Origin of the sequence: Arenibacter algicola (genome assembly GCF_018860365.1) — a bacterium.
Classification (GTDB): Bacteria; Bacteroidota; Bacteroidia; order Flavobacteriales; family Flavobacteriaceae; genus Arenibacter; species Arenibacter algicola_B.
Map to the genome: position 1 here is coordinate 71,408 of NZ_JAHKPO010000029.1, position 25,574 is coordinate 96,981.

The window sequence follows — 25,574 nt, forward strand, 5'->3', positions numbered from 1 at the left end:
CTAAATTACAGTTAGTACAGTTCCAGGGTGTTTTCAAAGCACTTCTAGTTGAAAAAATTCAAGAAAATGGCAGTTTGGCTAAAATAAAGGTCAAATGTTTATTGAATGATAACCCCCATTATGAGGAAAACCAATTATTGACTGTTAATTTGAATGATGGAGGATTAATAGAAATTCAAATTCTAGATTAAGGAAAACTGTATAAAAACTAAAGTTCAAATTAAGGTTATATAAATACAAGGAAGATGGAAAACAAACCAAAAGATTTTACTCCAACTGAGTTTATTGAAAAGGGAGAAAATTTAGTTATGGATAGAAAGCAAGAGAATTTTTATTTAGTTAATGAGGTCGAATATGATTCAGCCAAAAGTGAAGATCAAATCAATTGTGAAATTTTGTATTTTATAGAGTATCAGGAAAGTATTAAGTATTTTAGGCATGAACCTAAACTCTTTGATAAGTTGCAACGCGGGAAACTTCAAAGTGTGCTTCTTCAATAAAGTTTAAATAAACGATGGAAAGCAAAAGATTATCTCAAACATTTTCTTGTGGGCACTGTTCAAATATTGCCGCTATGGAAAGTATTGGTCATATATTTAAAGACTCCAAAAAAGAAGATAGCCATGATCCATATCCGGCACCTGAAGAAGGATATTATTATGATGTTCTAATTTGCCCTGCATGTACCCGTGAAAATATTGTAAAATACTTCTGGCATGACTTCATGGAATCTGAGGAAGATGTTAGTTATGAATATTTATATCCTATAGATAATGATATTCCCTTAGGACTACCAAATGAGATTAAACTGGCGTATAAAGCTGCGCAAAAAGTTAAGCTTATAGATCCAAACTCTTATGCCTTATTAATTAGAAGACTCTTGGAACTTATTTGTTTTGATAGAGAAGCTGAGGGATCGTTTTTGTCTAAAAAATTAAAACATCTTGCTGATAAGGGAGAAATACCCGAAAAACTTGTTAAGGTTGCAAAAGGACTTAGGCTATTTGGCAATATTGGAGCACACGAGCGTGGTGGTAGCTTAAGTGAAAAAGAAATACCTATTCTAACCAACATGATTAAATCGATTTTGGAGTATATATATACGGCCCCTCATTTGGCCGAGTTAGCCGAGAGGAAATTAAAAGAAATTGAAAAGTCTAAATAAAGGATATTATGTTTACAGACATCAATCCAAAATTACCAATGCGCAATAAAACGATTACCAAGAATTTCTATTTAAACAGATTAGATTTTCAAGAATTTGGAAGTGCAGACTATGATGGTTACTTGATGCTTAAAAAAGACAATATTCAAATCCACTTTTTTGAGTTCAAAGCACTGAATCCGAAAGAAAATTACGGGCAAGTTTATATAAGAGTAGATGGCATTGAAAAATTTCACCAATTATTGTTGGACAACGGAACGAGTATTCATCCAAATGGAAGTCTTCAAATAAAACCTTGGGGACAAAGGGAATTTTCAATTCTTGACCCAGACAATAATTTGCTAACTTTCGGAGAGAGTATTTAAAATAGTCGGTTAAAGTTCAGATAAAGGATAGGAGGAACCTATTGAGATTGGAGTATAATTTATACCAAATATAATGACCTGAATAGAATTATTTAACCCTTATGAGACCATTTTCAATAAATCGAGATTTTTACTTTTTTGGAACTTTGCTATTTGTGCTTTGCGCTGCAATGGGATTGGTACTTGGCGTAGTTCATTTCAAAATAGGGGAAAGGGTTTTTTATCTGCCAACTTTTTCAGTCTGGTTCGTTGTAATGGTTATAGTTAATATATTAGGGTTATTTGTATTGCTTAAATACTATCAACATAAAAGGTACTCTATCACATTTAAGTTAGGACTTGTTTATGTAATATTATTGGTTTGTCATTTTATAGTTATCTATACTATGTCGTCGGCAAGGTTATTAGAAGGATTATTCAGATATACATACCCACTGGTCTTAATTTCTGTACTTCTATATTCGATAAGCCTTATATTTTCAAATGCGGGTAGAAGACCCTGGCTAAAAACAGCCGGTCTCTTTATTTTTGTCCTTGGGTCAATCCAATTACTATCATACATTTGGAACGTAAATACTGAAAATGTACAGGTCATAATAGCTTTGCAGAAAGTTCGTTCATGGAATTTATTAGCTGAGAGCTTACTTCCCATTCCTTTCCTTTTGAATTTTTTGAGTGAGAAGAGAAAACTGGAAATGAAAAACGGGAGTCCAATACTGTCAAATGTCCTTAAAGGCTTCTTGCTTATTGCCGGAATAGCCGTTACAACAACATCTTTTGTTCTAATAAACAATAGTTACAGATTTTCTGATAACCTAAATAATAGACTTGAAAGAGCAAAGGTGCTGGCCCAGCCCTTTGAGGCTAGAACCCACGTAGGCAGCCAAGGGGTAAAGATACCATATCGATTGCTCAAACCTGTGGATTATGACCCTAATAAAGCATATCCGTTGGTTATTGGCCTTCATCATGGAGGGGGTCACGGAACGGATAATGCCTTGCAGATAGAATCATCTCCCTATGCTCAAATGCTATCCAAAAATGAAAATAGAAGAAATTATCCTGCCTTTATTTTTGTGCCACAATGTCCACCTGGATTCACATGGGGAGGGATTCCAAATCAATCGGACGTGGCCACACTAGTTTTTGAGGCTGTAGATGAATTGGAAAAAGAATTCAGGATTGATGAAAAAAGGCGTTATGTTATTGGACTTTCTATGGGCGGTTATGGTTCATGGCATTTCATTTCGGTCCGTCCAAAAATGTTTGCTGCAGCAATTCCTATTTGTGGAGGTGGTAATCCTGATCTAGCACAAAGCATAATCGACGTTCCAATTTGGGCCTTCCATGGCGAAAAAGATAGAAGTGTCCCTGTGAGTTTGTCACGTGATATGATCAAGGCTATTAGAGATGCCGGCGGAAATCCGCAGTACACTGAGTTTTCAAGTGCAGGTCATGACATTTGGAATCAGGTTAATAGTACCGAAGGTTTACTGGATTGGTTTTTTGAACAAAAACTTGAATAAGTAAAAATGTATCAAATTACAAAGTTCAAATAAAGGATATTCTTTACAAAAAGCGGATTTTGTAATGAGTTTTCTGTTTTTCAGGTATATAAAAGTTCCGCACATAAAGGATGTATAGATTATTAATAATCTATATTCATAGGTTGTAGCCAATTATAAACAAATTCTTAAGAATGGAATTCATTAGGCGTTCAATTTTATCTGATTCTGAAAAACTTGAGATTTTTGAGCTATGGAATAATGAATACCCTGAAAAACTATCCTACAAGACACTAAAAGAGCTTGACGAATATCTTAACAAGCTGACTAGCCAGTCTCATATTTTGTTAATTGATTCAAGCGAAAAAATTGAAGGGTGGTATTTTGACTTTAAAAGAGATAATGAAAAGTGGTTCGCGATAATCTTAGACTCGGACATTCACGGAAAAGGATTTGGAAATAAAATATTAGAACTTGCAAAACAAAAAGAAAATGAATTAAGTGGATGGGTAATTGACCACAACAAAGACAAAAAGAATAACGGAGAATTTTACAGTTCACCTTTGAATTTTTATCTCCAAAATGGATTTGAAATATTGACAACCGATAGATTAGAGTCGGCGAAAATATCCGCGGTAAAAATTAAATGGAAAAAATAAAAACTTTCTGCGACATTTAGTAAAGTTCAAATAAAGGATTAAAAATATAATCGAAATATTATTGATTAACTTAGTCTTATAAGCGAGATATTCAAGGATACTATCACATTGTTACAAACAATTAAAATGATAATATGAAAGCATGGAATTTTAAAGTAAAAAGTAATCTTTTAGAGATTAGTAAGAAATTAGAATCCGCGCTTGGGTCCCTTAATGGATTTGTTTTTGATATGGATAATGATAAACACAATTCAATAACATTTAAAATGCGTAAACGAATTCTGTACGCATGGTACATGGTATTCCATAATTGGACTATTGTTAACGGAAAATTATTTAAAACGGATACGGAATATGAGACCTACGTAGAAATTTCTTTTACTCAACACTTTCTAATAACATTGATAATATTTACACATATGTTCTTAGGTTTGGGTTTCTTAATCGCAATAATTTCAGGAATGAGTAGCAGTGCTTCCATGTACATACTTGGAGGAATACTATTAGCAGTAGGAATTGTATTATGGATTGCCATACAGAAAAAATTTGAAAAGGATATTCAAGAATATAAGACATTAATTTCTGAAATATTAGAGTCTTGAAAGAGTTATCATTCCGTAACAAAACCTCCTATGAAAAGCCTAGACCAGTTCTCTAAAGTTCAAATAAAGGATAGCATCAATGATGCTATCCCGTCGTTAGCAGTAACCCTACTACTACTACTACTACTACTACTACTACTACGATAACATTGAGCAAACCATTAAATCGGAGCAATTATAGATAGTCATCCTTTATAAGATAACTATCTATTACCATGTCAAAAATATTATCTTCAATAACAACTTGTTTGAATATTTCTACTTGCATCCCTGCGTCGACCTCGTCTTCATTCATAGATTGTGCGTCAGCAATATAAAAATTCCATGAAATCAAATCAATTTTATCTTGATGCTCAAATAATAATTTGGCAAGTTCCAATTTTGACGCCGATACTTTTATCAGAGTACCCCATTTATCAAAGCCTGCAATATTGGCGATTACATGCTGTGCGTTCATGAGGCTAAAATTTTGCTCGTCGATATCAAAGTCCGAAATAATATCATAAATTTGAAAATACTTCGGCGAATACTCGTACTGAAAACGGCCTATCGTTTTGTCAACAAGAGGAGTTTGGGTCTTGAAGTCCCTGTGTAGATTTTTTGCTTGAAGTTTGAAGTAGTCAATAGTGTTCATAATATAATCCTTTAGTTCAAAGACTATTATCCTGAAATTTTGCGTTCGTATACTGTGGTTGGATAATAAGCTCTGAAGGGGTTATATTATCTAGTTATTGGTTGATGAAATCTTCGCACGAACGAGCAGGCATACCAAAAACACCTGACACAAATATAAAAAATTCCATTCAAATTATTCTTTACTATTCTAATTTTTTTCCTTTGTTTAAAAATAACCAGGCTACTGCTGACAAAAGGGTAAATTAACTGTTTCTGAAATCTGCGAGAGTGTAAATAATTCTAGATACGTATTACAAGTATTTAAGAAATAAAGAACAAGCAACAAGGTTAGAGACTAATTTAGTGTAAAGGCTAATCTTTAACTTTTGTAAACTATGTGCCTTAACGAACATACCCAAAAAACCAAAAACATATATTATAAATTTCGTTTTGCCAACACAAATATCTACGATTGAAAATAATTATATGAAAAATGCTTAAATTGAGAAATGAAAAAACAGCAAAAAAATATCTATACCCTTAACTGTTAAAGGCATGAAAATAAATTTAAATCATCACATAAGTTTAGTAGTCTTCGTTTTTTTTATAGTCTTAACAAGTGTCATTAGTGCTCAAACCAACCAATCGTTATTTGATGTCCCAACTGCTGAAAATGTTCTTAAAAATGTTAAGGGTAAGAATATGGTAGATACTTATGCTAAACAATGTGCGGCTTTAGTGGTTATGCAGGATATTTCAAGATTATATCAGTTTAAAAATGGTAAGTCTAAAATTGTCGCCATGCAACTTGAAGAATATAGCAATGCAGTGAGAAACGTTTATAGTAATTATTTAAATGAAACGAATGCCCCAGATAAATGGTCAGGATTATGGAAAAATTATTATTACCATACTCCTGAGTTCCCCGAAGAGATGCGTGAATTACTTTTAAGCGAGAATGCAAAAGTAAACTACAATGCCAGAGTTAAAGAACAAAACATTATATCTGGAAATGAATACGATAAAATGAGAGCTGAAGAAAGAAAAGTACAAGAAGCAAAAGATAAAGAGGAACAAAAAATAACTGACCGATACATACGACTGACTATTTTTGTAATTGGATTGTTGTTAGGTGTTTTTATCTTAATTAAAGCAAGAAATTGGAATAATAAATTAAGGCAATATGAATTTGAAAATATTACTGATGGTGGTGTGATTCAATTTACAAATTTTAAAGATGCAGAAAATCATAGAAAAAACAAGCAATATGCAGGGTGTTTATGGGGTTTGGGCGTAATAGTTACTATTTTTATGATAATTGTGTTCCTTATGACATAACTGCACTTTAATTAAGTACTGAGCCTGTATGAATAAAGCTTATATCTTAATGCAAGAAAAGGGATATACTTACCTCCTTGCAGACTAAATAATAATAAGCACGAACGCACAACACCTTGCTCCTATGAAAAGCACTAGTCCAGTTCTCTAAAGTTCAAATAAAGGATAGTGAATTTAATAGAAAATATATCGCAAAACTGGGAGGAGCTACCGGTTAACTACGAAGACCTTGAACATCTAGCTCTAGAAGTTCCAAGAAAACCGGGTATTTATCAAATTTTAACCAATGTACCTAAAGAATTATTTGTTCAATTTGGCAGCAGAACTGACAAAAAACACTATAACTTAGAAAAGAAAATCAGAGAATCAGATAAGTTGCCAGAAGAATTTAAAATTCTTCAGCAGGGTTCTAACAAATATATTGTTTACACCGGGCATAGCTATAACCTAAGACAAAGATTTAAAGAGCATTTCAAAGGTTCCAAAGGAACAGGTTGTCTTGCTCTTTTTCAAATAGAAAAACTAAGAAGTTTTCAGTGGGATTTTCAATTTATTGAATTAGGAAAATATGATGGTTACTTTGACAGTAAACTACAGCGTACTTTTCTTGAACAAAAATATAGAGCAGAAATTGGCTGGCCAATACTTTGTAGTCAATAAAAAAGTTTAAATAAAGGATGAATAAGGAGAATATGTTGTAAAATCGCCCATTTATTGGTCTAATTATATAGGAGGAAAATAAAGAAGGTGCCTTAAGAAATTTCAAGTTTATATCCCACGCCATGGATATTGATAATATTTATGGAATCATCGTCTTCAAATTTTTTCCGGATTTTCGAAATGAAGGTGTCCAGGCTCCGGCCAACAAAAACCCCATTATCTTCCCAAACCGCTTTAATGAGGAAGTCGCGTCTAATAATTTGATTTGGTTTTTCAGCAAATATTGAAATCAATTCACATTCCTTCATACTAAGTTTAATAGTGGAACTACCTCTTACCAATTTATTCTGTTCTTTATGAAATTCATAATTACCAATTTTCGAAAACGGTGAAAGGCCTTCCTCGGAATAACTCATTTTCTCTTTCTTCCAATACAGCAATCCAAAACCTAAGAATCCTATTCCAATCAAAGAAATTATGGAAGAGTTCTTATTTTGTATTAATAACGATTGCTGCTCTGTAAAAAGAATTTTAATTTTATAATTATCCTTGGGCAGGTTTCGCCCAATGCAAGGAATAATGTTTTTTTCCATGTCCTTTTTGATTTCATAGCTATAAGAGACTTCCCCACTATCAAGGTTGATAACTTCTACGATATAGTTAATGGGCAAATGTGCAGTCTCAAAACTATGGCCAATAATAGTTACCAAGCTGTCGGGTAGAATCGACAACTTGTTTTGAAATGATAGTTCAAAATTATTCTTGTCCAATTCAACTATAGGCAATATCAGTGATGTGGAGTCATCGTTCGACAATAGCAACCTGTTTCCCGAATCCCTTAAAGCAATTTTTACCCGCTCCGAAAAATTGTCATTTTCATCAATGCCTACATAAGCCAATAAGGCAAAAGAAGATAGAACCAGCAAAAAACCTGAAATCAAAATTCTGTACTTCATTATAATAATCATTACCAAGATTCAATTAGGTAAAAAGTTACAATTTTTTACACTTGTTTTACATTTTTTTGACATGATTTGGGAAACGTGACCATAGTTTTGATATAAATAGTAATCATGAAAAAAGGTATATTATTATTATTATTCATCCTATGTTCAGTAGGTTTGGCAAGGGCACAAGAGGAGATTAAAATGAACACAAGCGAAAGTTTAATTAAGTGGACTGGCTCCAATCTTTTTAAGTTTAACAAACACCACGGTACTGTAAACTTTAAGAGTGGTGTGATTCTTAAAGATAAGGATTCTTTATCAGGAGGACGATTTGAGATAGACATGAATTCTATTATAAATACCGATGGAAAATATAATGAAATGTTGGTATGGCACCTTAAAAATGAAGACTTTTTCAATGTAGAAAAATATCCAAATGCCAAATTAGAAATTACGGGAATAAAATATTCCGACAGCATCAATTTGGATATTGAAGCGAATTTGACCATCAAAAATATAACCGAGCCAATAGCATACAAGGCTATTTTAAAACATGATAAGGGCAAGTTGGTAATGACAACTAAATTTATTATTGATCGAACACGGTGGAAAGTGAACTATGAATCCAAGAGTTTGCTAAGTAGCTTAAAGGACGATACCATTTCCGATGCAATCGAATTCGAGGTTACTGTTGTCGCCAAAAACGAAAAATTGTGAACATGGAAATAAGAAAAGTGATTATAATATACTGCCTTCTTATAATGGGTATAATGGATTGTTATTCGCAAGAACAGGATGAAAACAGAATTCTTTGGACAGCCAATTGGAGCAACGATGGTAATTTTATTGCTGTAGGGGGTGATGACAAAAGAATTAGAATATATAATGGCCACACTTTTGAACTACTTAGAATCTATAAGAATGAATCTGAAGTCAAACGGGTTAGATGGCATCCTATAAAAAATATTTTGGCGATAGCCGCTATTGACAATGGTTCGAAAATCTTGGACGTTGAAAATGACAGGACTATTCAATTTGAAAGTGGAGATAATATTGGTGGTAGATCGATAGCCTGGAATTTCAATGGAGAATTGATTGCGATTGCAGATTATGAAGGGGTTCTAACTATTTGGACAAAAGATGGACAGCTCACTAACACTATAAAAAAAGAAGATACGAAAAGTTATGTTGCAGTTGATTGGCACCCTTTTAAAAACGAAATTATTGTTCTAGGTGACGACATGTGGATCTATAACGAAAATGGGGATCTCCTGAAAAAAATTAAACATCGTGACGAGAAAGTATTGATGCTTTGTGTGAAATGGCACAAATCGGGAAAGTTCTTTGTAACAGGAGATTATGGAGATAATAAGGTCCCCTATAAACCATTACTGCAATTTTGGAATCCTAGCGGAACATTGATCCGGCAAATTGAGGTAAGTAAGACGGAATACAGAAATATAAGTTGGAATAAAACAGGTAACAGGTTGGCAACTGCGAGCGACGCTTTAAGAATATGGTCCAAAAAAGGGAAATTATTAAAAACGGGATTCTCAGATGATAATTTGTGGGGAGTTGATTGGAGTCCTGACGGAAAGTATATTGTTACCTCTAGCCATTTTGGAAAAGTTATTGTTTGGGATAGGAATGCTAATGTTGTACGAAAATTAAATTAAAAATAATATTGATAAAGTTCAATTAAACAATGGTCTAGGACAAAACATCTTTGAAATCAAACTACAAATCAAATACATAAAAATGACTATACTGAATACTCAAATTTATCTTCTCCTATTTTCTGTTGTTCTTATTACTTCCTGTGGTGCTAAGGACAAACCAGCCAGATCAGAAAACACTACAAATGAATCAGAAGCAACCCCAAAAAAAAATTCACAAATATCCGAATATATAAGACAAATATTTCAGGATAAAAATGGAAACCTATGGTTTGGCACTAATGGGTATGGCGTAGCGCACTATGATGGAGATAGCATTTCTTATTTCTCCAATGCACAGGGATTTGATGGGCAACAAATTACTGGCATCACAGAAGATAGGGAGAAAAATATATGGTTCGCTACGGACCATGGTGTTGTGAAATACGACTGGTCAAGTAATAATGAAGGTGGCAAACGGTTCACCAATTATACTGATTGGAAATATTTTAGAGGTCAAGGATTCTGGAGCATATTTGCGGACCGTAAAAATAATATTTGGGCAGGTTCAGAAACAGGTATATTTCTATTTGATGGCACAAACTGGGCGCCATTTGAACTTCCCTATCCTGAGAAAGTGACGGGCGAATTTATCACCAAGGGAACAAGCTGGTCTATAACAGAGGATAGGGCAGGTAATATGTGGTTTAGCACAAATGGTTTTGGTGGCTTTAAATTTGATGGCCGATCATTTACACAATATTCTGAAAAAGATGGGCTAACGGATAACAGCGTTGACAATATAATGGAAGATAGCAAGGGGAATATATGGTTCGGAACAAGATTTGGTGGGGTAAGTCGATATGATGGTTTAACCTTTACCAATTACACCGAAAAGAATAGTATTGGTAACAATGAAGTTTGTGTCATTTATGAAGATAAGAAGGGAAATATCTGGTTTAGCTCTGAAGGCTATGGTGTATATCGTTATAATGGGGAATCTCTTCCGAACGGTAAGGCCAGCTTTACCAATTACAGTCAAAAGCAAGGTCTCGATGTTAGGGCTGTACAAACAATTTTTGAAGATAAAGAAGGTCGACTTTGGGTTGGTGGCGGAGGCGGACTTTATCGGTACGATGGTAAATCCTTTTTTAATGTCACAAAGAATGGACCTTGGAAGTAATATACTTGAGAAAAAAAACCCATAACAATGTATCTTAAGAGAAGTATTAGTCTAGTTCTCTAAAGTTCTAATAAAGAATCATTTAAAGTCCGTAACGGAACTTTCACTGCTATTCATACGTAGGCATGCTTAGGTCTATATGCAGGGTATCATCAATAGTGATATTCATTTGTTGGGGGCAAGCCTTTTAGGACAGTAAACAATAAAAAGTTAAAGGACATATTTGACAGGGCAATTCTGAGACACTGATTTGCCTTCTACAACCATGACTAGGACTTCTCAATTGAAATGGACTCTGCTGAAACAGCTACAACCGTAAAAGTAAATTCGAACCAACTATGATGAAACAGCACCTCTTTGCCCTACTTTCTACCTTGCTTTTTACACAGGTAGGAATTGCCCAATCCACTGGCGCCTTTACTGATTATCGCGATAGACAAACGTATAAAACCATCAGCTTTAAAAACGCTTTGACGGGCACTACATTTACATGGATGGCCCAAAACCTGAACTATAAAGTACAGGGCAGTTACGCGTATGATGACAATGAGAACAATCGAAAAGAGCTAGGCTTGCTATACACCTGGGAAGCAGCAAAAAAAGCTTGCCCAAACGGTTGGCATTTGGCAACGGATAGCGAATGGTCTATACTTGTGAGTGAATTTGGCGGAACCGACAAGGCAGGTGAAGCCCTCAAAAGCGTAAATGGCTGGAAAGAAGACGGCAACGGCACTAACAGCAGCGGGTTTAATGCGCTTCCAGGAGGTCAGCGCATGGCCGGTGGTAGTTATCGCGTCCTTGGTATCCTCGGTTTATGGTGGTCGTCCACGCATACCGGTGAAGAGGGCAAAGCCTGGGAATGGAACTTGCATTATGGTGGCCCATCCAATGTTGAACCACTTAAATCAAATAAATCAAAAGTGTTCCGTTTCGATGCTGATATTCTTGGCGGACTATCGGTCCGTTGCGTTCGGAATTGACTTATTTTATTTAAGTAAGTTTCCCAAATTTTCGAACAAAGCACACTTCAAAATTGTTTAATTTAGAAATGTTCAAATAAGGGATGAGTTAGACACTTTCTCGGAAAAACGTAATAGAATTGAAAATTCAAGTAAGGGATGAGAATAATATTAGCTATAAGTATTGGATTATTAGTATTGAATTGTCATGCTCAAAATGAGAATCCGTCAATAAGAAACTTACTTCTTGAGCAATTGAAGCATACGCATAACAAAGAAGACTGGTTCGCTCCGATAAATATGGCCTTGGACGGTGTTACGGCCGAACAATCAAATTGGAGAGATAATTCGGAAAACCATTCAATAGGGCAATTGGTGTCGCACTTGATATTTTGGAACGAACGAGTACTCAATGCCTTTGAAGGAAATACCCTCCCCGATTTTAATGATGACAATAATACTACTTTTAAACAGTTTAAAGGTGAGCAATGGCCTCTAGCAATCAGAAAGTTGGATAGCATTCAAACTGAATGGGAACAGAAAGTAATTGCGGCCACAGAGGAACAACTAAATGAATGGAGCTCGAACATTGTGAATGTTTGTTCCCATAACGCCTATCATACAGGGCAAATAATCTATATTAGAAAGAGAAATGGATGGTGGCGAAAAATGGAATGACCACTAAACCAAAGTTTAAATAAATGGTATGTTAGAAGATGGTTTTAGGTCGCATAGATATAGCGATATATTGGGCAACTTAAGGGAGAATGGTTTTCTGAACGTTGAGGATGTTAGTAAGCTGCTAAAAGAATTTACAAGTACAAAAAAAATTACTTTTGCTTGCATAAGCAATGAAAAAGCCAAAATAGTTTCAGAAGCATTGATTGATAACTATAATCGACAAAAGTCTAAATAATCATTGGCGTGAGAGATAATATTTCCAATAGTTATGTAGCTCTTGAACTTCCCGTACAATGGGGTGATATGGATGCTGCACAACACGTGAACAACACAGTTTACCTTCGCTGGATAGAATCGGCACGTATTGAGATGTTTCAAAAAATGCATGAAGGCGAGTTCGATTCTAATAGGATAGTTCCTATATTGGCTTGGCAGGATTGTAAATATATCTTTCCCGTGACCTATCCAGATCAAGTTGTCATTTCTTTGGATATAATTGAATTGTTGGAAGATAGAGTGCTTTGCGAAGGTAAAATCTATAGCAAAAAACATAAGGGAATTGTTGCAATATCTCAATCGTTGTTAATGGCCTATGATATGAAGGAATTAAAAAAATACCCCTTTCCTCAGACTTGGAGAAAAACATTCATAGATTTTTATGGGGAATCGATTTTAAAATAATTCATATGCCCTAAAAAGTTCAAATAAAGGATAGCATCAATGATGCTATCCCGTTGATACACCTCATTAGAAAATAAATATGAGTACTGAAATACATTTAATAAACTGGAGAGGAGGAAATGTCCAAGCTGAGAGATTGGGAGCCAAAATTCTAATCATGGAAGGCTTTGAATCTGTCGATCCTCAATGTCCATTAGGAGGTCCAGACGGTCTTAAGGATATAATTTGTGAAAAGAATGGATGGGACTATGTTGCTGCATGCTATTTTGGGATTGATCAAAAGGCATTTAAGGATATTAAAGATAAATTCAACCATGACTTGGAAGGAGTCCACAAAAACGATGCAGATGGAATAGTATTTATAGCTAACCAACATATTACTCCAGGAGAACGAACAGAATTAATTGAATTAGCATCACAGCAAGATAAGAAAGCCATAATATACCATAAAGAAAGAATAGTAGCTCTCTTAAATAGTCCAATGGGGTACGGGATTAGGCTTGAACTTTTTGGAATTGAAATGAATAAGGAAGAACAAACAAGTTTTTTCTCGCAACAAAACAACTTTTTGAAAAAGTTACTTGACAAACAATCTGAATATCTTTTAGATGAAATTGGAAAAAGATTCAGCTCAATAAAGTCTCCTCTTAAAAGAATTGAGCGAGTCGCAAACATGACATATGAAACCACTCTAAGTACAAGTGACTTAGTGAAGAAGAATGATAGAAGTGGAAGAGATAAAATTAAAGTAGTATTTCCTAAAGGTGACATAAATTCGAGTGAATTAGATTTAGCGGAACTTTGCTCACTCCATAAATTACTTCTATTTGGAGAACAAGGAACACAATTAGGAGAATTAAGGACACAAAAAGTTTGGATTGGAAGTCCAACTGCAACTGGAATAGAAAATGCCACTTTTATACCGCCAGAACCAGAAATAGTAGCTGATGAAACAACTGGACTTCTGGAATGGTGGAGAACTAATTATACAGAGATTAAGAAAGATAGTCCAACTAACAAAATAAGTGCATTAGTCCATTTTCATCACCAATTTTTAAGAATTCACCCTTTTCTTGATGGTAACGGGAGAGTCGCAAGATTCATTCTAAATCAACAAGCATCTGAACTATTTGAAATTGAACACAAGATTATAATTGATGACACTGATTTATATTATTTAGCTCTGAACGAAGGGCATAAAGGAAATTTGGAATCTTTAAATCGGTTAATAACTCAAGCCCTATTTGGAATGGAAACACTTGAATAACGAGGTGTAACAAGTGATATAAGATCAGACTTGCTATCGCTGCGTCCACTACATATCACCGATACGTTGAAAGTTTAAAAAAAGGATTATCAAGAACATGAGATATAAAGTTGCTCAAGGCATAATAAGCTTTGTTATTCTTACATTAGTTGGTTGCACAAAAGAGGAAGAATGTACAAGGATTGATAAAATTGGTGGTGGATTATTGCACGAACAGGAAATTGAAGTCCCATGCGATTTTCCGGAGCCCAAACCCTTAGGCACGCTTCCAAATCAAAAAATCTAAATTGGGGTGAAGTAATCCCGAAACATAAAGTCTAAATAAACGATATTACATGACCATAAAAAGAACCAATCATATAATTCATGATGATGAAGTTGAAATAGATTCCTTTCAATTGCAAATAATGTTTGGTCCTTCATATAAAGAGGACATAGAAATTGCGGTGAACTCTATATTTTGTAATTGTGGTGCCCAAAGTAAAAAGTTGGTCAACTATAAAAGTTATCTAAATAACCTTAATGACGTTATTTTAAAAGGGTTGTGCAATTCTTGCAATACCTTTGCCGCAAGATATATCGAGACGGGAGAGCGCAAGGGCATCGAGAAAATCGCAAACCGAATCAGAAAATTAAACAAAGCTTAAAATTCAAATAAAGGGTGGTTAGAAAACAAGTATTTTTGAATATGGTGCAAAAAAGAACTATATTGCACCATAATTTAAAATTATGGAAACAGTAAGAAAATCAATCACTTTTACCGATCAACAGGATGGTTGGATAAAGCTTAGGGTTCAGGCGGGGGACTTTACCAATGATAGTGAATACATAAGAGATTTGGTAAGAAAGGATCAAGAACAGAATATGAAGCTCCTAGAACTTAAAACTGCCATAGATGAAGGGTTGCAAAGCGGAAGAAGCAATCTGAAAATAAGCGACATTATCGCAAAAGTGGATAATGGGGAATTATAGTTTATCTGCAAGGGCACAATATGACCTAGTGGGTATGTATAAGTACGGAATAAAGTTTTTTGGCCCTGACCAGGCGACCAAGTACTTACTCGATCTGGAAGGTTTTTTGGAAGAACTAGCTGAACGACCAGAATTGGCCAAAGATGCCTCGACAATTGCCGATTCCTTAAAATATTTCAGTTATAAAGCCCATGTAATTTTTTATCAATTTCACAATGCAAACGAAATTTTTATTATCAGGATTTTGGGCAAACGCATGAACTTCATTGAACATTTATAAAGTTTAATAAAATGATGAAAGACCAAAAGGGCATATTGATAAAATGCATCAAAAATGATGTCCCGGCGTTCGTGACTGTCGGTCACGATTTATTTACCGTGCCAACTTGGAGGCCTATTATCAGGTCGCAAAGGAAAACGGGGCGGATACCGAGTTTTTGAAGGACATGAATCTTGTCGTACAAGAAATAAAAGATTTTCAAAAGCAGGAACCGGATAGGGTACGCATACCCAAGCTAAAAGCGTTCGAGATCGAAAAATAAAAAGAACATGATCACTTACTATGAATTTTTGGAAGCCCTATCCACCATAAGAAAATTCAAGAAACAAGTTCCTCTCCTTTATAAGGAAATGGAAGAGGAGGTCAACTTGATATCCAAATTTGTCAACGTTGACAAGAACACCAAGATCTGCCAATTGCCGTTGTCCACCCGGGCATTGAACGTATTGAAAGCAATAGACCATATCGACATATGGGAAGGAACGACCCAGGACTTGGCCAAGCTCTCGATGAAGAAACTTTTGGGCACCAAGAATGCAGGAAGAAGAACTGTCGACGAGATAAAGGAACTTTGTCTGTTCGCCAATCTGCAAATGAAACCTTAGCACATTAACCTTCTAGCCAAACTTTCAGCAGTTCTTTTGCTACATGTAATAGTTCTATTGAATTTACATTTGTAAATATGTAAATTATTCCCAATCCCAAACTTACTTGCCATCATTTCCATTTAGGAAACTTTATCTCTATTTTTTTTATTCTTATCATTTTTTCCATTAAAAAGACAACCATTTTGACCCTCTACTAGCAAGATATCCATTTGATATATGCAAAAAAAGGACATCGGTTCGAGTTAGCGTGTAACATGAACATTGGGATTCCGCACTTGCGTAATTTTTCAGGACTAAGGGATCGACTATGGGCGGAATCGTCCTAATATCAATATTTTATGGTTACAATTAATTTCTATACCGATCTAACTGGGTTCGTTTTAAAAAGGGAATCGAACTCTTCCAAAATGATCTGGGAGTTTCTTATTTATTAGGGTAGGTGCCAGCCTAAAAATTCATTTTTCATACTTATGCCGCAATTTAATCAAGCCGCATTTGCCCTGTCCATGTAGTATTTGAAAAAATGGGGTATCCCTCCTGTCGGGGGAGCCCACCACAATTTTTTAAAATCTCCACATGGACTTATCCCCACCGCTACGCTCCTGTTGATTTTTTTCGCCGCATAATCTTAAAAACATACTATTATGAAAGACATTCGAATCGCAACCTTTAAAGATTTCGTTGGAGAGCTAACGGCCATTTACAGGAGAACAGAACTACCCACTTTTCAAATAACCTCTTCGAGTTCCGTGAGAGAGTTCATTTATCCATATTTTGACGATGTAATGGACGATCACGAAGAAGTGAAGGTCATACATTTGAACCGTAAAAATCAGGTGGTGAACATACACCATCTAACATCTGGCACCGATAACGGTTGTCTCATTTCGACAAAGGATGTGCTGCGACATGCCATCCTGATCAAAACAAGCTCCCTGATCCTGGTTCACAACCATCCATCTGGCAATCTGAAACCTTCAGAAGCAGATAAACAGATCTCCAACAAATTGAGGGAAGCCTCTAAGTTGGTGGACATATCAACCCTTGACAGTATAATAATCACCAGGGAGGGATATTACTCCTTCGCAGATGAAGGGCTTTTTTAAGTCCTTCATTTTGATTAAAATATATAATTTAAATTGTACGCTTTTAAGTACTTTTGTAATAAGTTCAAAAATCTATACCACTATGGATTATAAGTTTGTACCCCTAAGAAATTGGTTGTTGGAACGGGAAGCTCTCTCTATTAGGAAGTTGGAGGACAACTGTAAAATGCCAAGGGATACCCTACGCCATTTCCTGAATGAACGAAGGGACTTTCCGGAAAGGCATTATGAATCTTTATTAAAAGAGTTGGTAAAGTATGGGTTTCATCGGGATTAAATCCTCTACTTAAGAATTTAAAGAAACAAAACCCTAAAGCCAGAGCCATGAGGCCAAACAGGGCAACAGGTGTTACACTAAAGGGTTTTTGTAAATTTATGGAAGTTTAATTAAATGAAGATATAATTAGTGTTTTAATGATTGCCATACCTACGCTCATAATATTTATCTTTATGCAAAGGTCTAAAACATGTTCTTATGAAATGAGCCATGAAAATTCTTGATATCAACCGAAATCGAAGATTCACGAACTCCAAAATTTAAAATAAAAACTCGTGAGTACATGATTATTGGCGAATTACACCCGCCTGAATGAAGTAGTCGGGCAGGTCTGACCTTTTAAAAACAAAAAAATAACAGATGAAAATTATTACTAATGTTTTTCTCATTTTTTCTATTTTGATATTTTTTGCATGTAGTAATGATAATGATAATCTTTCAGAATCGGACAAGGCTCAAGCCTTACTGGGCCAATGGGAATATCAATCTATTATGACCGATAGGGCAGTGGATATCAATGGCGACGGCACCTCAAATATAGATTTGTTCAATACACAGGAAATCAAACAATGTATCAAAGATAATTTGACCTTTTTTGCTGAAAGGGGAGAAGGCGAGAAAGGTGTTTATAACATTAACGAGAACGGGCTTGCTTGTGATGGAAATCAAGCTTTTACTACGATAGAAACCGACACTTATCAACTCGTAAACAATAATCGTATCGTTTTTGAAACACGAAATGAAATGAAGATAATGGAGTTTACCAAAAATAAACTTGTGGTAGAGACCCAGGATAATCTTGGCGGCACCGATGTTTTGGTAACCATTATTCTCAAAAAAAGTTAATTCCCATAATGGTTCTTATGTTACCTTTTCCTTTAGACTCTTATTATTGACCCCCTTACGGTATTACTCCATTGTCCATTACTGTCCTGTACCCTAACCTCATAATCTTGGTCTAGATACTTAAGTCTATTCTCTCTGGGTTCTTCCTCTAGTTCAAAATAACGTTCAACACCCGTTCCTCTGGCGTCATTGTAATTGAATAGCATTGTATCCCATCTTCTATCATCAATGTTGTAAATACGAACCTCCACCTGTTGTAAAGTAGCACCGTTGTACGCTTCGGAACAATTTGCAGCAAAACAGGTATATATCCGAACCACGTAGTCACAGCCATTTAGACCACCACATCGTATATTATGCTTCTCTCCTTTGACGGCTGCTGTGGGCTTTTTAAGCATTAATATCGATTCACTGGTGGTCTGTGATATGCCGGTTGAATTCTCGACACGGAAATTAATAGTAAAACTGTCGTCGATTTGTGGATAAAACTGCATCGCAACAGACCCGTACTCCAGGGGAATAACCTCACCTTCCCTATATATCTTTCCCTGATGGTTTATATAACCCCCATTCATATCGGCGAATTCAAATGTCATTTGGTACATGACAGTTGTATCGTGTCCAGAGGCGGCATTTGTGACCACATTCAATAGGAAGGGTTGATTTTCATATTTATCTTGGGTTGATTGGCCGATAGTAAGATCAAAAAATTCTTCATACTTTTCAAAATTGATATTTACATCTGCTGTTTTTTCAACCTCTGAAGATGATCTGACCGTAAACTCAATATTATGGTTGGATTCAGATATACCAGTATACCTTCCCTGGAAAGAGCCAACTGGAACGTTAAAACTTTCACCTGCCGCATAAGTATTGCCTTGAAATTCAAAGCTACCGTTGCTGCCTCCGGATGAAAAATACATCACATAGCTATCTCCTCCGATGCCCAATTCGGTAATATTGAAATTAATATCTACAGTTTCTCCAATATAAACCTGTGATTGTGTCGCATTTGCTGTAAAATTATAATTCTTTGGCGTTACGCCGATGGATATGGTAACCGTTTTTTCCAGACCGGTATCGTTTTGAACATAAAAGGTTAAATTGATATTGCTCTCGTCGGTACCTTCCAGACTCCAGTTGAAATTTCCTTTGGGAATATCATAAATATTTCCTGCACTCACTTCTGTGCCATTTTCATTCCTAATAAGGGCATTGCCGTTTGAGCTATATCTGATATTATATTCTGAAGAACCAATACTTTCCGAAATGTTGAAGTTAAGCGAGGTGATCTCCCCGACTGAAATATCTGTTTTTTGACTTCCACCTGTGAACAGAAAATCCACTTGGTTGTAGTTCACCATAGTATTCGCAGTATGAGTCACATTTGCACTTGACTCTACACTCAGAACTATATCATGCTGACCAGCTTGGGTACCAGTATAGACTACATTATTGTTATTTGGTACAAGTTGAAATTTTTCGCCTGGTCCGTATTCTATTCCGTTTACTCGAAGTGAACTATTTCTGCCGGATGAATAAAAGGCTTCATAAGTATCATTGGTTCCTTCAGGTATTTCATTGATGTCAATAATTATATCTACTGGTAAATTTGCAAACTCGGAAGTCTTTGACGGGGTCATACTCAATGTAAAATCGTTCTGTTTAGTTTCAAGGTCAATATTGACCGGCCCCACTTCCTGACCGTAATTGTCGGTTACAATAAATGAAATTTGGTGCGAACCTAAACTTTCTGGATAATAAAAAAGTGAAAAGTTGCCAAGTTCCACTGGATAGCCTGTTGAGTTCTGTAGGGTGTTGTCATGGATCCCGGTCAGCCTTCCGTTGCCCTCCACAATTTCATAGGAAATATTGTAATCTATATTCTCTGTGTTGCCATTGGATTTAATATTAAAATTGAGTTGAGTACGCTCATTTAAAAAAACTGAATTGCTTTCTGAATTACCGGAAAAAGTAAATGGGATGTTCGCCACCTCGATTTCAACGCTGTCCTGTTTTATCTGTCCGTTGGAATCCCTCACATCAAAGAATATTGTCCGTTTTCCCAGTTCAGTACTCGTAAAAGTGAAATTGTAGGAATTGGGAATTATAGGCCTAAATTTACCTGGATCCATTACGCCACCGTTCTGGTCGCGCACGATACCTGCACCTTCGCTAGTAGATGAAAAGGAATGGGTAATTTCATATGCTACGTCAGATTCTTCGTCTTGGGTCCTCAGATCTATGGCGACGGCCAAATTAGTATTCAATTCCACTTGGGTCGATGCAGCAGTGGCATTAATTGTAAAGCCGAGGTTAAGTACAGTAATAAGAAGAACCTCGGTCAAGGTAGCACCATCAGGAGCTTTGGCCGTAACGATTAATTTATGTTCGCCCAAGGTATCTGGAAGGTATCCCATCTCTGAAATTCCTTTTGGTAAGTTAAATGGCTTTCCAGCGTCAAAGGCTTCTTCTTTCAAATAGAGTTTCCCGGTTCCATTTTCTATCTGATACCTTATTTCAAATTCCCCTTTATTATCGGGGTTTTCAGTTTCCTTATCCCTAAGTAGTGTAACGTTCACAGGATTCTTGGAATTGATGATAAAATCGTTGACCCCTTTGTTTAGCAAAAAGCTAAAACTGGCGTATTTGGCATAGTGCAATAGTTCCAATTTTTTCTCCCTGGCATTTGAATCCCAAGCAATGAAGTTAATTTTATGCATGCCAGTATCGATGGCTACATAATTATATGACCACTGCTTGTCTATAATGTTCAGCGTATCATTCTCAAGGATAGTATCGCCTAACATGTTCATGAAGTATCCTTTGCCATTCAAAGTCGTAAATCGCGCATAATAATGAACAGTACTTATTTCTTTTTCAGGAACAATTGAAAATAAAGTTTTGGCACTTTCAAAAACGAAACTGGTTTCAGGCTGTTCAATGGAGAAATCAAAATCAAAATCATCCAAAATTATATCCTCAAAATCCTTGCTACAAGCAATGATAAGCACTGATATTAAGGCGACAAGCCCCAGCACTACTTTAGTTACTCTTTTGTAGTTTTTCATCTTCAATGAGTTTAGAACAGAAAATAGCGAAGACCGATTCCGACATAAGGATAAAAATTTCCTATATCGCTATTGACGTGATAGTATTCGTTGGCCTTTAGTAAAAAGGAGAAATCATTGCTGAGGGTTATTTCCCCTTCCAGTCCCAAATAGGCTCCATATATAAATTGACTTTTAGCATCTATGATCGCTCCGTTCTCAAGCAAGTTGCTGCCATTGTTAATGACCTCGTATCCGATAATTGCCCCACCGCCAAAATTGACGGCATACCGTTTAAAATTTTTCTGTTCCCAAATCTTGATGAAGTATCCGGGCTGTACAGTGAAAATGTTATAAGGAATATCAAACGTACCTTTATCCTCTGCAATGGCGGCGAATATGCTTAATTGCACATAACGCTCTCTGTTTACGTGGTAATTGAACGTGGCCATTATACCATAGCCATCCTCCGCGTAACCCCCGCTTATTCCGACCGATGAGGCATAATTACCGCTTTGCGTATATGCCGTTGTCGTAATGAAAAGTGCCAAAACGGCTATAGAGTTCCTCATTTTTAAAAGTTTATGGGATTATTGATAATTTCATGGCCAATGCGCAATGAAAGATTGCGGTTGCCGGACTCTTCGTCCAATTCCACCAGAACCTCTTTTTTCTCATCCAAGGCAAACTTTTTAAATACCACAACAAAATGGTTCTCGCTTTTTCCTGCAATGGTTTTAGGTTGTTTATATACAAAAACCGGTTTGAGCTCCATTTTTTGGTTACTACTGCTATTTTTATAGTTGGTTGCAATTTGATGCTTTATAAAATTGATATCCATATCAAGGCCTTCCTTGTTTTCTATTCTATATTGAAAATAAAGCTCGTCCTCGTTATAGTAGACACCTTTTAGCCATAGGAAAACATTGTCCAATCTAGAAAAATACCGACTGATTTTAGGCTTGTCGAATTGCATATAATAACATCGAAGGCGATAATATTCCAAGGGGTCGGATAGGTACAATTCTTTGGTAGCACTATCTTTAAAATTACCAGCAACTATTTTGTCGGAGTTTTTAATATGAGAAATAGTGTCCATTTTCTCCATTTCATTGTTAAGCTTCTCAGGTGTTGCTATCTGCCGCTGATTTTCATTCCTTTTTTCAATTGGTTTTCCCTCAATGTTGGCAACGGCCATTTCTTGAGTGATGTACCATGTCGTTTTTTCCGGAACCGCAACCAATTCCAATACAAAATCGTAAACGTTTCCAGTATCAGTAATGACCAAATAGTTGGTTACATTTTCTTTTTCGATGGCGAGTTCATCGTAATAGAGTTTTATTATTCGGCCACTAAATTTGCCGCCTTCCGGTTTTGGTAAGTCCACAATAAAACCGAAATCGTTGCCGATACTACTTTCGGAAATGTTTTCAGGAAAAATAAGAATGGTCTTGAAGTCCTTTGATATTTGCAAGGTATCGCTAGAGGCTTGGCCAACCAACGCACACCCTGAAAATAGGACCGATATGAGCAATAGTGCCTTCATCATCACTATATTTTTTTTGGTTTTAGAATTACACGGTCTCCATTTACCAAAAGTATCTTGTCTTTCTGTTTGTATTTTTTCTTTTGGAAAAAATTGCCAAAGGAGCGTACCAGGTTTTGTGCCAATGGAATTTCTACTGTTTCGCCGACAGCCTCCGATAATTCGTTTACACTTTGTTGTTGAATATCGGCTGTGAATTCCTGCAACAATTGACCAGCTCGCTCATTGTGCAGTCCGACCATGCCATCTTCCTGATCAATTGCGGTCAATTCCATTGCTAAATTGTCAATATTGGTTATTTCCAATAAAACCCTTGATCCTTTCACGTTGGCTGTTGCGTATACAAATGTATTCCTAGGGAATCGCCTACCCTTGTAATAGATATCATCCTTTAAGATCAGGGTAACACGGTTACCAGGTAAAATAAACTGGTCACGGTAAATTGCTGCATCGAATGCTATTGTATTTGTCTTTGAGTCGGTGGATGGTTCTGTATATGGAGCGGAATAATCCTGACTACGGGCAAGCCTTTGATCCCTTGCTTGCATCAATAGATTTCTGTATTCCAGTTTTTTTTGTGCATCCGTGGTTTTGGAAGTGTACTCGGGAATAATTGTTTCGGGATATGAAGTGTCCTTGACACTCCTATTGCTACTGTTTTCCTTTTCATCCAAAGAAAAGTTATTGAGTTCCTCTAAAATACGTTCTAAGGAATCTTTCTCATTCTTGGTTTCTAAAATGCTCTTGAAGAGTCCTTTTGACCTCAATTGATCAAGTGAATCTTGTTGTAACTTTTTGTAAATATCGTTAGGTTTCGTAGCATCGAGTTGTTTGTTATGGTCCGGCAAATTATTGTTGTACGCATCGTCATTGTTACTTTTGTGCTTGTCCTTGCCCATAGTACTGATACTGGTCATTACAAAGAATACTGCCAGAAGAACTATAATAGGGGCAAAGAAAGCGAACAGTCTATGCCGTTTTATCCAAAGATTGAATTGGTCAATTTTGCGATTCATAGGTTCGTAATTACAAATCTTGGTTGTTTAAAACGTCGAACTTTATAATCTTAAGTCCGTTCAAATTATTTGGAGTTGAGTTGGTCTCTACCAAGTACCCTTTGGTTATCATATTCCGATATTCCACATTGCCACTCTTTAAAATCCTTTGTTTTCCAACGAATCGAAATGGAAATGGATATTCGGAGTAATCCACGAAAATTGAATCCTTTTCTATCTCTATCGAATAGCCACTTTTGGCGATATCCTCGTAATAGTTTTGATCGATCAAACGATTGTACAGCCTTTGTACCGAATGATCGGCCATATACAGCGCCTTATCTTCGATATTTCTCTTGATATGGCGTAAATCGGGTTCCAACGCAAAAAACAATTCATGGAAATTGGCAATATGGCCTTCACATAAAATATCTATTGCCCGCTTGTAGTCCTTTATCCTGACGGCAGCCAGCTTCTGGCCGTTATCGAGCAGATAGAAATTGTTTTTGGCGCTCTCGTTCGTCTTGTAGGTATAAAAGATATTGAGGATAGTGGTTACGAACGTGAGAATTAAAGATACATATAGCACTTTATTACTCCTACTACCAATCTTGCTTAAATCGTTGAAAATCTTATAATTACCGTCCATCTGTTTTTTTGATATCGTTTAAAGTCAATTTTTATCGTTAAACCGCTTATTGTATTAAGGTTCTTACTCCCTTTGTAGCTCCTCCCGTGTTTGCATCAACTGTCGTTTGTACTACTTTTTTCACATAGTGTTTTGCCTGATCCTTCAAATGGCCGGCACTAACGCTCATTCCCTGGACGATGAAGTTGGATAATATTGGGGCCTTTAGATAAACAAAAACGTTCATCAACATCAATATACCACAGGTGAGCACTAAACCTAAGTTCGCATCTCTTTCTGATAGTAGTGAGTCTATGAGCTTATCCAACACGTGCAACATGAAGTTATCGATAAGGTGAAGCATGGGTATCCATAGGCAGACACTCATGAATTTTTGTAGCCATGCCTTCCACATACCTGAAAATACAGGGATGAAGGATAACCCTATATTTAATGGCCCAAATATTATCAACACGAACAAATAGACTACGGACATTGCTTTTATTCCCACGAATACAACGGCGGAAATAACGGATGCAATGGCAGTAACACCGGAAGTGAAAGCCCCGAGAACAAGTACTTGTATAGCCTCCGGATCTCCTTGTAGAAGTACCCAGGAAACACCAAAATCTACCATAGCTGTTGTCTGGGCCACCAAAATTTTAATATGGAGGACGTCCCATGAAATATCATTAGCCTTTAGGGACATTCCAATTCCTTGGTAGAATTCAAGAATGGTCCTTGTCAGGGCCCGATAATTAAAAAGGACAAAGGCCAATGGCATCCATTTGAGATGTTCGAAAATATCAGCTCGCTTATCCTTATTGAGAAACACTAGAATGGCAAAAACCGAGATACCAATACATGCGAAAACCTGACCGATTTCTATCATCGGGTCTACAATTTCGTAGGCATCTAAAATATATTGATCAAAAAGTTCATTGACCGATTCCCGTATTCCTTTGTCAGTGATGTTCATACCAT

Annotated in this window: 32 protein-coding genes; 24 read left to right on the top strand and 8 right to left on the bottom strand. The window is 36.1% G+C overall.

What is annotated here, in order from left to right; all coding sequences use genetic code 11:
- The first annotated feature begins 245 nt into the window (after positions 1 to 245).
- The 6 genes from KO529_RS22190 to KO529_RS22215 all read left to right on the top strand — a co-directional run bounded on the left by KO529_RS22190 (position 246) and on the right by KO529_RS22215 (position 4,296).
- The gene (locus KO529_RS22190; protein ID WP_215950047.1) at positions 246 to 500 is read left to right on the top strand and encodes a hypothetical protein; all 255 of its coding nucleotides are present in this window, start codon (positions 246 to 248) and stop codon (positions 498 to 500) included.
- Positions 501 to 514: 14 nt separating this feature from the next.
- Positions 515 to 1,165: a DUF4145 domain-containing protein gene (locus KO529_RS22195; protein WP_215950048.1), complete on the top strand. Its 651-nt coding sequence runs from the start codon at positions 515 to 517 to the stop codon at positions 1,163 to 1,165.
- Positions 1,166 to 1,173: 8 nt separating this feature from the next.
- The gene (locus KO529_RS22200; RefSeq protein WP_215950049.1) at positions 1,174 to 1,530 is read left to right on the top strand and encodes a bleomycin resistance protein; all 357 of its coding nucleotides are present in this window, start codon (positions 1,174 to 1,176) and stop codon (positions 1,528 to 1,530) included.
- A 695-nt stretch (positions 1,531 to 2,225) separates the two neighbouring features.
- Positions 2,226 to 3,056 (top strand): dienelactone hydrolase family protein, encoded by an 831-nt coding sequence (locus KO529_RS22205; RefSeq protein ID WP_215950050.1) that lies wholly within the window; start codon positions 2,226 to 2,228, stop codon positions 3,054 to 3,056.
- A gap of 173 nt (positions 3,057 to 3,229) precedes the next feature.
- Complete coding sequence (locus KO529_RS22210) at positions 3,230 to 3,694, top strand: N-acetyltransferase (RefSeq protein ID WP_215950051.1); 465 nt, start codon at positions 3,230 to 3,232, stop codon at positions 3,692 to 3,694.
- A 134-nt stretch (positions 3,695 to 3,828) separates the two neighbouring features.
- Complete coding sequence (locus tag KO529_RS22215; protein ID WP_215950052.1) at positions 3,829 to 4,296, top strand: DUF423 domain-containing protein; 468 nt, start codon at positions 3,829 to 3,831, stop codon at positions 4,294 to 4,296.
- Between the two features lie 175 nt (positions 4,297 to 4,471).
- Here KO529_RS22215 and KO529_RS22220 read toward each other — a convergent pair whose 3' ends face one another.
- The gene (locus KO529_RS22220) at positions 4,472 to 4,930 is read right to left on the bottom strand and encodes a hypothetical protein (protein ID WP_215950053.1); all 459 of its coding nucleotides are present in this window, start codon (positions 4,928 to 4,930) and stop codon (positions 4,472 to 4,474) included.
- A gap of 536 nt (positions 4,931 to 5,466) precedes the next feature.
- Between KO529_RS22220 and KO529_RS22225 the strand changes: the two genes are divergently transcribed.
- Positions 5,467 to 6,249: a hypothetical protein gene (locus KO529_RS22225; protein ID WP_215950054.1), complete on the top strand. Its 783-nt coding sequence runs from the start codon at positions 5,467 to 5,469 to the stop codon at positions 6,247 to 6,249.
- Between the two features lie 168 nt (positions 6,250 to 6,417).
- Positions 6,418 to 6,909, top strand: coding sequence for a GIY-YIG nuclease family protein (locus KO529_RS22230; RefSeq protein WP_215950055.1), 492 nt, complete (start codon positions 6,418 to 6,420; stop codon positions 6,907 to 6,909).
- A gap of 92 nt (positions 6,910 to 7,001) precedes the next feature.
- On the opposite strand, the gene KO529_RS22235 is transcribed toward KO529_RS22230, so the two are convergent.
- Positions 7,002 to 7,865, bottom strand: coding sequence for a winged helix-turn-helix domain-containing protein (locus KO529_RS22235; RefSeq protein WP_215950056.1), 864 nt, complete (start codon positions 7,863 to 7,865; stop codon positions 7,002 to 7,004).
- Positions 7,866 to 7,982: 117 nt separating this feature from the next.
- Here KO529_RS22235 and KO529_RS22240 point away from each other — a divergent pair, with 117 nt between their 5' ends.
- The 16 genes from KO529_RS22240 to KO529_RS22315 all read left to right on the top strand — a co-directional run bounded on the left by KO529_RS22240 (position 7,983) and on the right by KO529_RS22315 (position 18,371).
- Positions 7,983 to 8,573, top strand: coding sequence for a YceI family protein (locus KO529_RS22240; RefSeq protein WP_215950057.1), 591 nt, complete (start codon positions 7,983 to 7,985; stop codon positions 8,571 to 8,573).
- 53 nt (positions 8,574 to 8,626) lie between these two features.
- Complete coding sequence (locus KO529_RS22245) at positions 8,627 to 9,532, top strand: WD40 repeat domain-containing protein (RefSeq protein ID WP_215950058.1); 906 nt, start codon at positions 8,627 to 8,629, stop codon at positions 9,530 to 9,532.
- 82 nt (positions 9,533 to 9,614) lie between these two features.
- Positions 9,615 to 10,694 carry a ligand-binding sensor domain-containing protein gene (locus KO529_RS22250; RefSeq protein ID WP_215950059.1) on the top strand — a complete coding sequence of 360 codons (1,080 nt, stop codon included), beginning with the start codon at positions 9,615 to 9,617 and terminating at the stop codon, positions 10,692 to 10,694.
- Positions 10,695 to 11,035: 341 nt separating this feature from the next.
- On the top strand, positions 11,036 to 11,674 hold the full coding sequence (locus KO529_RS22255) for an FISUMP domain-containing protein (RefSeq protein ID WP_215950060.1): 639 nt from the start codon (positions 11,036 to 11,038) through the stop codon (positions 11,672 to 11,674).
- A gap of 138 nt (positions 11,675 to 11,812) precedes the next feature.
- Entirely contained in the window at positions 11,813 to 12,331 is a 519-nt protein-coding gene (locus KO529_RS22260) for a DinB family protein (protein ID WP_215950061.1), read from the top strand.
- Between the two features lie 28 nt (positions 12,332 to 12,359).
- The gene (locus tag KO529_RS22265; protein ID WP_215950062.1) at positions 12,360 to 12,569 is read left to right on the top strand and encodes a hypothetical protein; all 210 of its coding nucleotides are present in this window, start codon (positions 12,360 to 12,362) and stop codon (positions 12,567 to 12,569) included.
- An 8-nt stretch (positions 12,570 to 12,577) separates the two neighbouring features.
- Entirely contained in the window at positions 12,578 to 13,015 is a 438-nt protein-coding gene (locus tag KO529_RS22270) for an acyl-CoA thioesterase (protein ID WP_215950063.1), read from the top strand.
- Between the two features lie 79 nt (positions 13,016 to 13,094).
- On the top strand, positions 13,095 to 14,282 hold the full coding sequence (locus tag KO529_RS22275) for a Fic family protein (protein WP_215950064.1): 1,188 nt from the start codon (positions 13,095 to 13,097) through the stop codon (positions 14,280 to 14,282).
- Positions 14,283 to 14,617: 335 nt separating this feature from the next.
- A complete protein-coding gene (locus KO529_RS22280; protein WP_215950065.1) occupies positions 14,618 to 14,929 on the top strand; it encodes a hypothetical protein in 312 nt (103 codons plus the stop codon).
- Positions 14,930 to 15,011: 82 nt separating this feature from the next.
- Entirely contained in the window at positions 15,012 to 15,254 is a 243-nt protein-coding gene (locus KO529_RS22285; protein WP_103442986.1) for a type II toxin-antitoxin system ParD family antitoxin, read from the top strand.
- A complete protein-coding gene (locus KO529_RS22290) occupies positions 15,241 to 15,534 on the top strand; it encodes a type II toxin-antitoxin system RelE/ParE family toxin (protein WP_215950066.1) in 294 nt (97 codons plus the stop codon). The genes KO529_RS22285 and KO529_RS22290 overlap by 14 nt, the downstream gene beginning before the upstream one ends.
- Positions 15,535 to 15,640: 106 nt before the next feature.
- On the top strand, positions 15,641 to 15,796 hold the full coding sequence (locus KO529_RS22295; protein WP_215950067.1) for a hypothetical protein: 156 nt from the start codon (positions 15,641 to 15,643) through the stop codon (positions 15,794 to 15,796).
- Between the two features lie 7 nt (positions 15,797 to 15,803).
- A complete protein-coding gene (locus KO529_RS22300; protein WP_215950068.1) occupies positions 15,804 to 16,139 on the top strand; it encodes a DNA-directed RNA polymerase subunit alpha C-terminal domain-containing protein in 336 nt (111 codons plus the stop codon).
- A 647-nt stretch (positions 16,140 to 16,786) separates the two neighbouring features.
- Positions 16,787 to 17,248, top strand: a complete 462-nt coding sequence (locus tag KO529_RS22305; RefSeq protein WP_215950069.1) for a JAB domain-containing protein — start codon at positions 16,787 to 16,789, stop codon at positions 17,246 to 17,248.
- Between the two features lie 82 nt (positions 17,249 to 17,330).
- Complete coding sequence (locus tag KO529_RS22310) at positions 17,331 to 17,525, top strand: hypothetical protein (RefSeq protein ID WP_215950070.1); 195 nt, start codon at positions 17,331 to 17,333, stop codon at positions 17,523 to 17,525.
- A 360-nt stretch (positions 17,526 to 17,885) separates the two neighbouring features.
- On the top strand, positions 17,886 to 18,371 hold the full coding sequence (locus KO529_RS22315; protein WP_117018614.1) for a hypothetical protein: 486 nt from the start codon (positions 17,886 to 17,888) through the stop codon (positions 18,369 to 18,371).
- Between the two features lie 32 nt (positions 18,372 to 18,403).
- On the opposite strand, the gene KO529_RS22320 is transcribed toward KO529_RS22315, so the two are convergent.
- The 6 genes from KO529_RS22320 to KO529_RS22345 are packed head-to-tail and all read right to left on the bottom strand — an operon-like array spanning position 18,404 to position 25,569.
- A complete protein-coding gene (locus KO529_RS22320) occupies positions 18,404 to 21,442 on the bottom strand; it encodes a TraQ conjugal transfer family protein (protein WP_215950071.1) in 3,039 nt (1,012 codons plus the stop codon).
- Between the two features lie 11 nt (positions 21,443 to 21,453).
- The gene (locus tag KO529_RS22325; protein ID WP_215950072.1) at positions 21,454 to 21,993 is read right to left on the bottom strand and encodes a conjugal transfer protein TraO; all 540 of its coding nucleotides are present in this window, start codon (positions 21,991 to 21,993) and stop codon (positions 21,454 to 21,456) included.
- 2 nt (positions 21,994 to 21,995) lie between these two features.
- Complete coding sequence (locus tag KO529_RS22330) at positions 21,996 to 22,970, bottom strand: DUF4138 domain-containing protein (RefSeq protein WP_215950073.1); 975 nt, start codon at positions 22,968 to 22,970, stop codon at positions 21,996 to 21,998.
- Between the two features lie 2 nt (positions 22,971 to 22,972).
- Complete coding sequence (gene traM, locus KO529_RS22335; RefSeq protein WP_215950074.1) at positions 22,973 to 23,983, bottom strand: conjugative transposon protein TraM; 1,011 nt, start codon at positions 23,981 to 23,983, stop codon at positions 22,973 to 22,975.
- 10 nt (positions 23,984 to 23,993) lie between these two features.
- Positions 23,994 to 24,611: a hypothetical protein gene (locus KO529_RS22340; protein WP_103441834.1), complete on the bottom strand. Its 618-nt coding sequence runs from the start codon at positions 24,609 to 24,611 to the stop codon at positions 23,994 to 23,996.
- 46 nt (positions 24,612 to 24,657) lie between these two features.
- On the bottom strand, positions 24,658 to 25,569 hold the full coding sequence (locus tag KO529_RS22345; RefSeq protein WP_215950075.1) for a type IV secretion system protein: 912 nt from the start codon (positions 25,567 to 25,569) through the stop codon (positions 24,658 to 24,660).
- Positions 25,570 to 25,574: the final 5 nt, after the last annotated feature.

Coding starts and splice junctions, on each gene's coding strand:
- KO529_RS22190 (WP_215950047.1), top strand. CDS start 246: ATGGAAAACAAACCAAAAGATTTTACTCCAACTGAGTTTATTGAAAAG.
- KO529_RS22195 (WP_215950048.1), top strand. CDS start 515: ATGGAAAGCAAAAGATTATCTCAAACATTTTCTTGTGGGCACTGTTCA.
- KO529_RS22200 (WP_215950049.1), top strand. CDS start 1,174: ATGTTTACAGACATCAATCCAAAATTACCAATGCGCAATAAAACGATT.
- KO529_RS22205 (WP_215950050.1), top strand. CDS start 2,226: ATGAAAAACGGGAGTCCAATACTGTCAAATGTCCTTAAAGGCTTCTTG.
- KO529_RS22210 (WP_215950051.1), top strand. CDS start 3,230: ATGGAATTCATTAGGCGTTCAATTTTATCTGATTCTGAAAAACTTGAG.
- KO529_RS22215 (WP_215950052.1), top strand. CDS start 3,829: ATGAAAGCATGGAATTTTAAAGTAAAAAGTAATCTTTTAGAGATTAGT.
- KO529_RS22220 (WP_215950053.1), bottom strand. CDS start 4,930: ATGAACACTATTGACTACTTCAAACTTCAAGCAAAAAATCTACACAGG.
- KO529_RS22225 (WP_215950054.1), top strand. CDS start 5,467: ATGAAAATAAATTTAAATCATCACATAAGTTTAGTAGTCTTCGTTTTT.
- KO529_RS22235 (WP_215950056.1), bottom strand. CDS start 7,865: ATGAAGTACAGAATTTTGATTTCAGGTTTTTTGCTGGTTCTATCTTCT.
- KO529_RS22240 (WP_215950057.1), top strand. CDS start 7,983: ATGAAAAAAGGTATATTATTATTATTATTCATCCTATGTTCAGTAGGT.
- KO529_RS22245 (WP_215950058.1), top strand. CDS start 8,627: ATGGATTGTTATTCGCAAGAACAGGATGAAAACAGAATTCTTTGGACA.
- KO529_RS22250 (WP_215950059.1), top strand. CDS start 9,615: ATGACTATACTGAATACTCAAATTTATCTTCTCCTATTTTCTGTTGTT.
- KO529_RS22255 (WP_215950060.1), top strand. CDS start 11,036: ATGAAACAGCACCTCTTTGCCCTACTTTCTACCTTGCTTTTTACACAG.
- KO529_RS22260 (WP_215950061.1), top strand. CDS start 11,813: ATGAGAATAATATTAGCTATAAGTATTGGATTATTAGTATTGAATTGT.
- KO529_RS22265 (WP_215950062.1), top strand. CDS start 12,360: ATGTTAGAAGATGGTTTTAGGTCGCATAGATATAGCGATATATTGGGC.
- KO529_RS22275 (WP_215950064.1), top strand. CDS start 13,095: ATGAGTACTGAAATACATTTAATAAACTGGAGAGGAGGAAATGTCCAA.
- KO529_RS22280 (WP_215950065.1), top strand. CDS start 14,618: ATGACCATAAAAAGAACCAATCATATAATTCATGATGATGAAGTTGAA.
- KO529_RS22285 (WP_103442986.1), top strand. CDS start 15,012: ATGGAAACAGTAAGAAAATCAATCACTTTTACCGATCAACAGGATGGT.
- KO529_RS22290 (WP_215950066.1), top strand. CDS start 15,241: ATGGGGAATTATAGTTTATCTGCAAGGGCACAATATGACCTAGTGGGT.
- KO529_RS22300 (WP_215950068.1), top strand. CDS start 15,804: ATGATCACTTACTATGAATTTTTGGAAGCCCTATCCACCATAAGAAAA.
- KO529_RS22305 (WP_215950069.1), top strand. CDS start 16,787: ATGAAAGACATTCGAATCGCAACCTTTAAAGATTTCGTTGGAGAGCTA.
- KO529_RS22310 (WP_215950070.1), top strand. CDS start 17,331: ATGGATTATAAGTTTGTACCCCTAAGAAATTGGTTGTTGGAACGGGAA.
- KO529_RS22315 (WP_117018614.1), top strand. CDS start 17,886: ATGAAAATTATTACTAATGTTTTTCTCATTTTTTCTATTTTGATATTT.
- KO529_RS22320 (WP_215950071.1), bottom strand. CDS start 21,442: ATGAAAAACTACAAAAGAGTAACTAAAGTAGTGCTGGGGCTTGTCGCC.
- KO529_RS22325 (WP_215950072.1), bottom strand. CDS start 21,993: ATGAGGAACTCTATAGCCGTTTTGGCACTTTTCATTACGACAACGGCA.
- KO529_RS22330 (WP_215950073.1), bottom strand. CDS start 22,970: ATGATGAAGGCACTATTGCTCATATCGGTCCTATTTTCAGGGTGTGCG.
- traM (WP_215950074.1), bottom strand. CDS start 23,983: ATGAATCGCAAAATTGACCAATTCAATCTTTGGATAAAACGGCATAGA.
- KO529_RS22340 (WP_103441834.1), bottom strand. CDS start 24,611: ATGGACGGTAATTATAAGATTTTCAACGATTTAAGCAAGATTGGTAGT.
- KO529_RS22345 (WP_215950075.1), bottom strand. CDS start 25,569: ATGAACATCACTGACAAAGGAATACGGGAATCGGTCAATGAACTTTTT.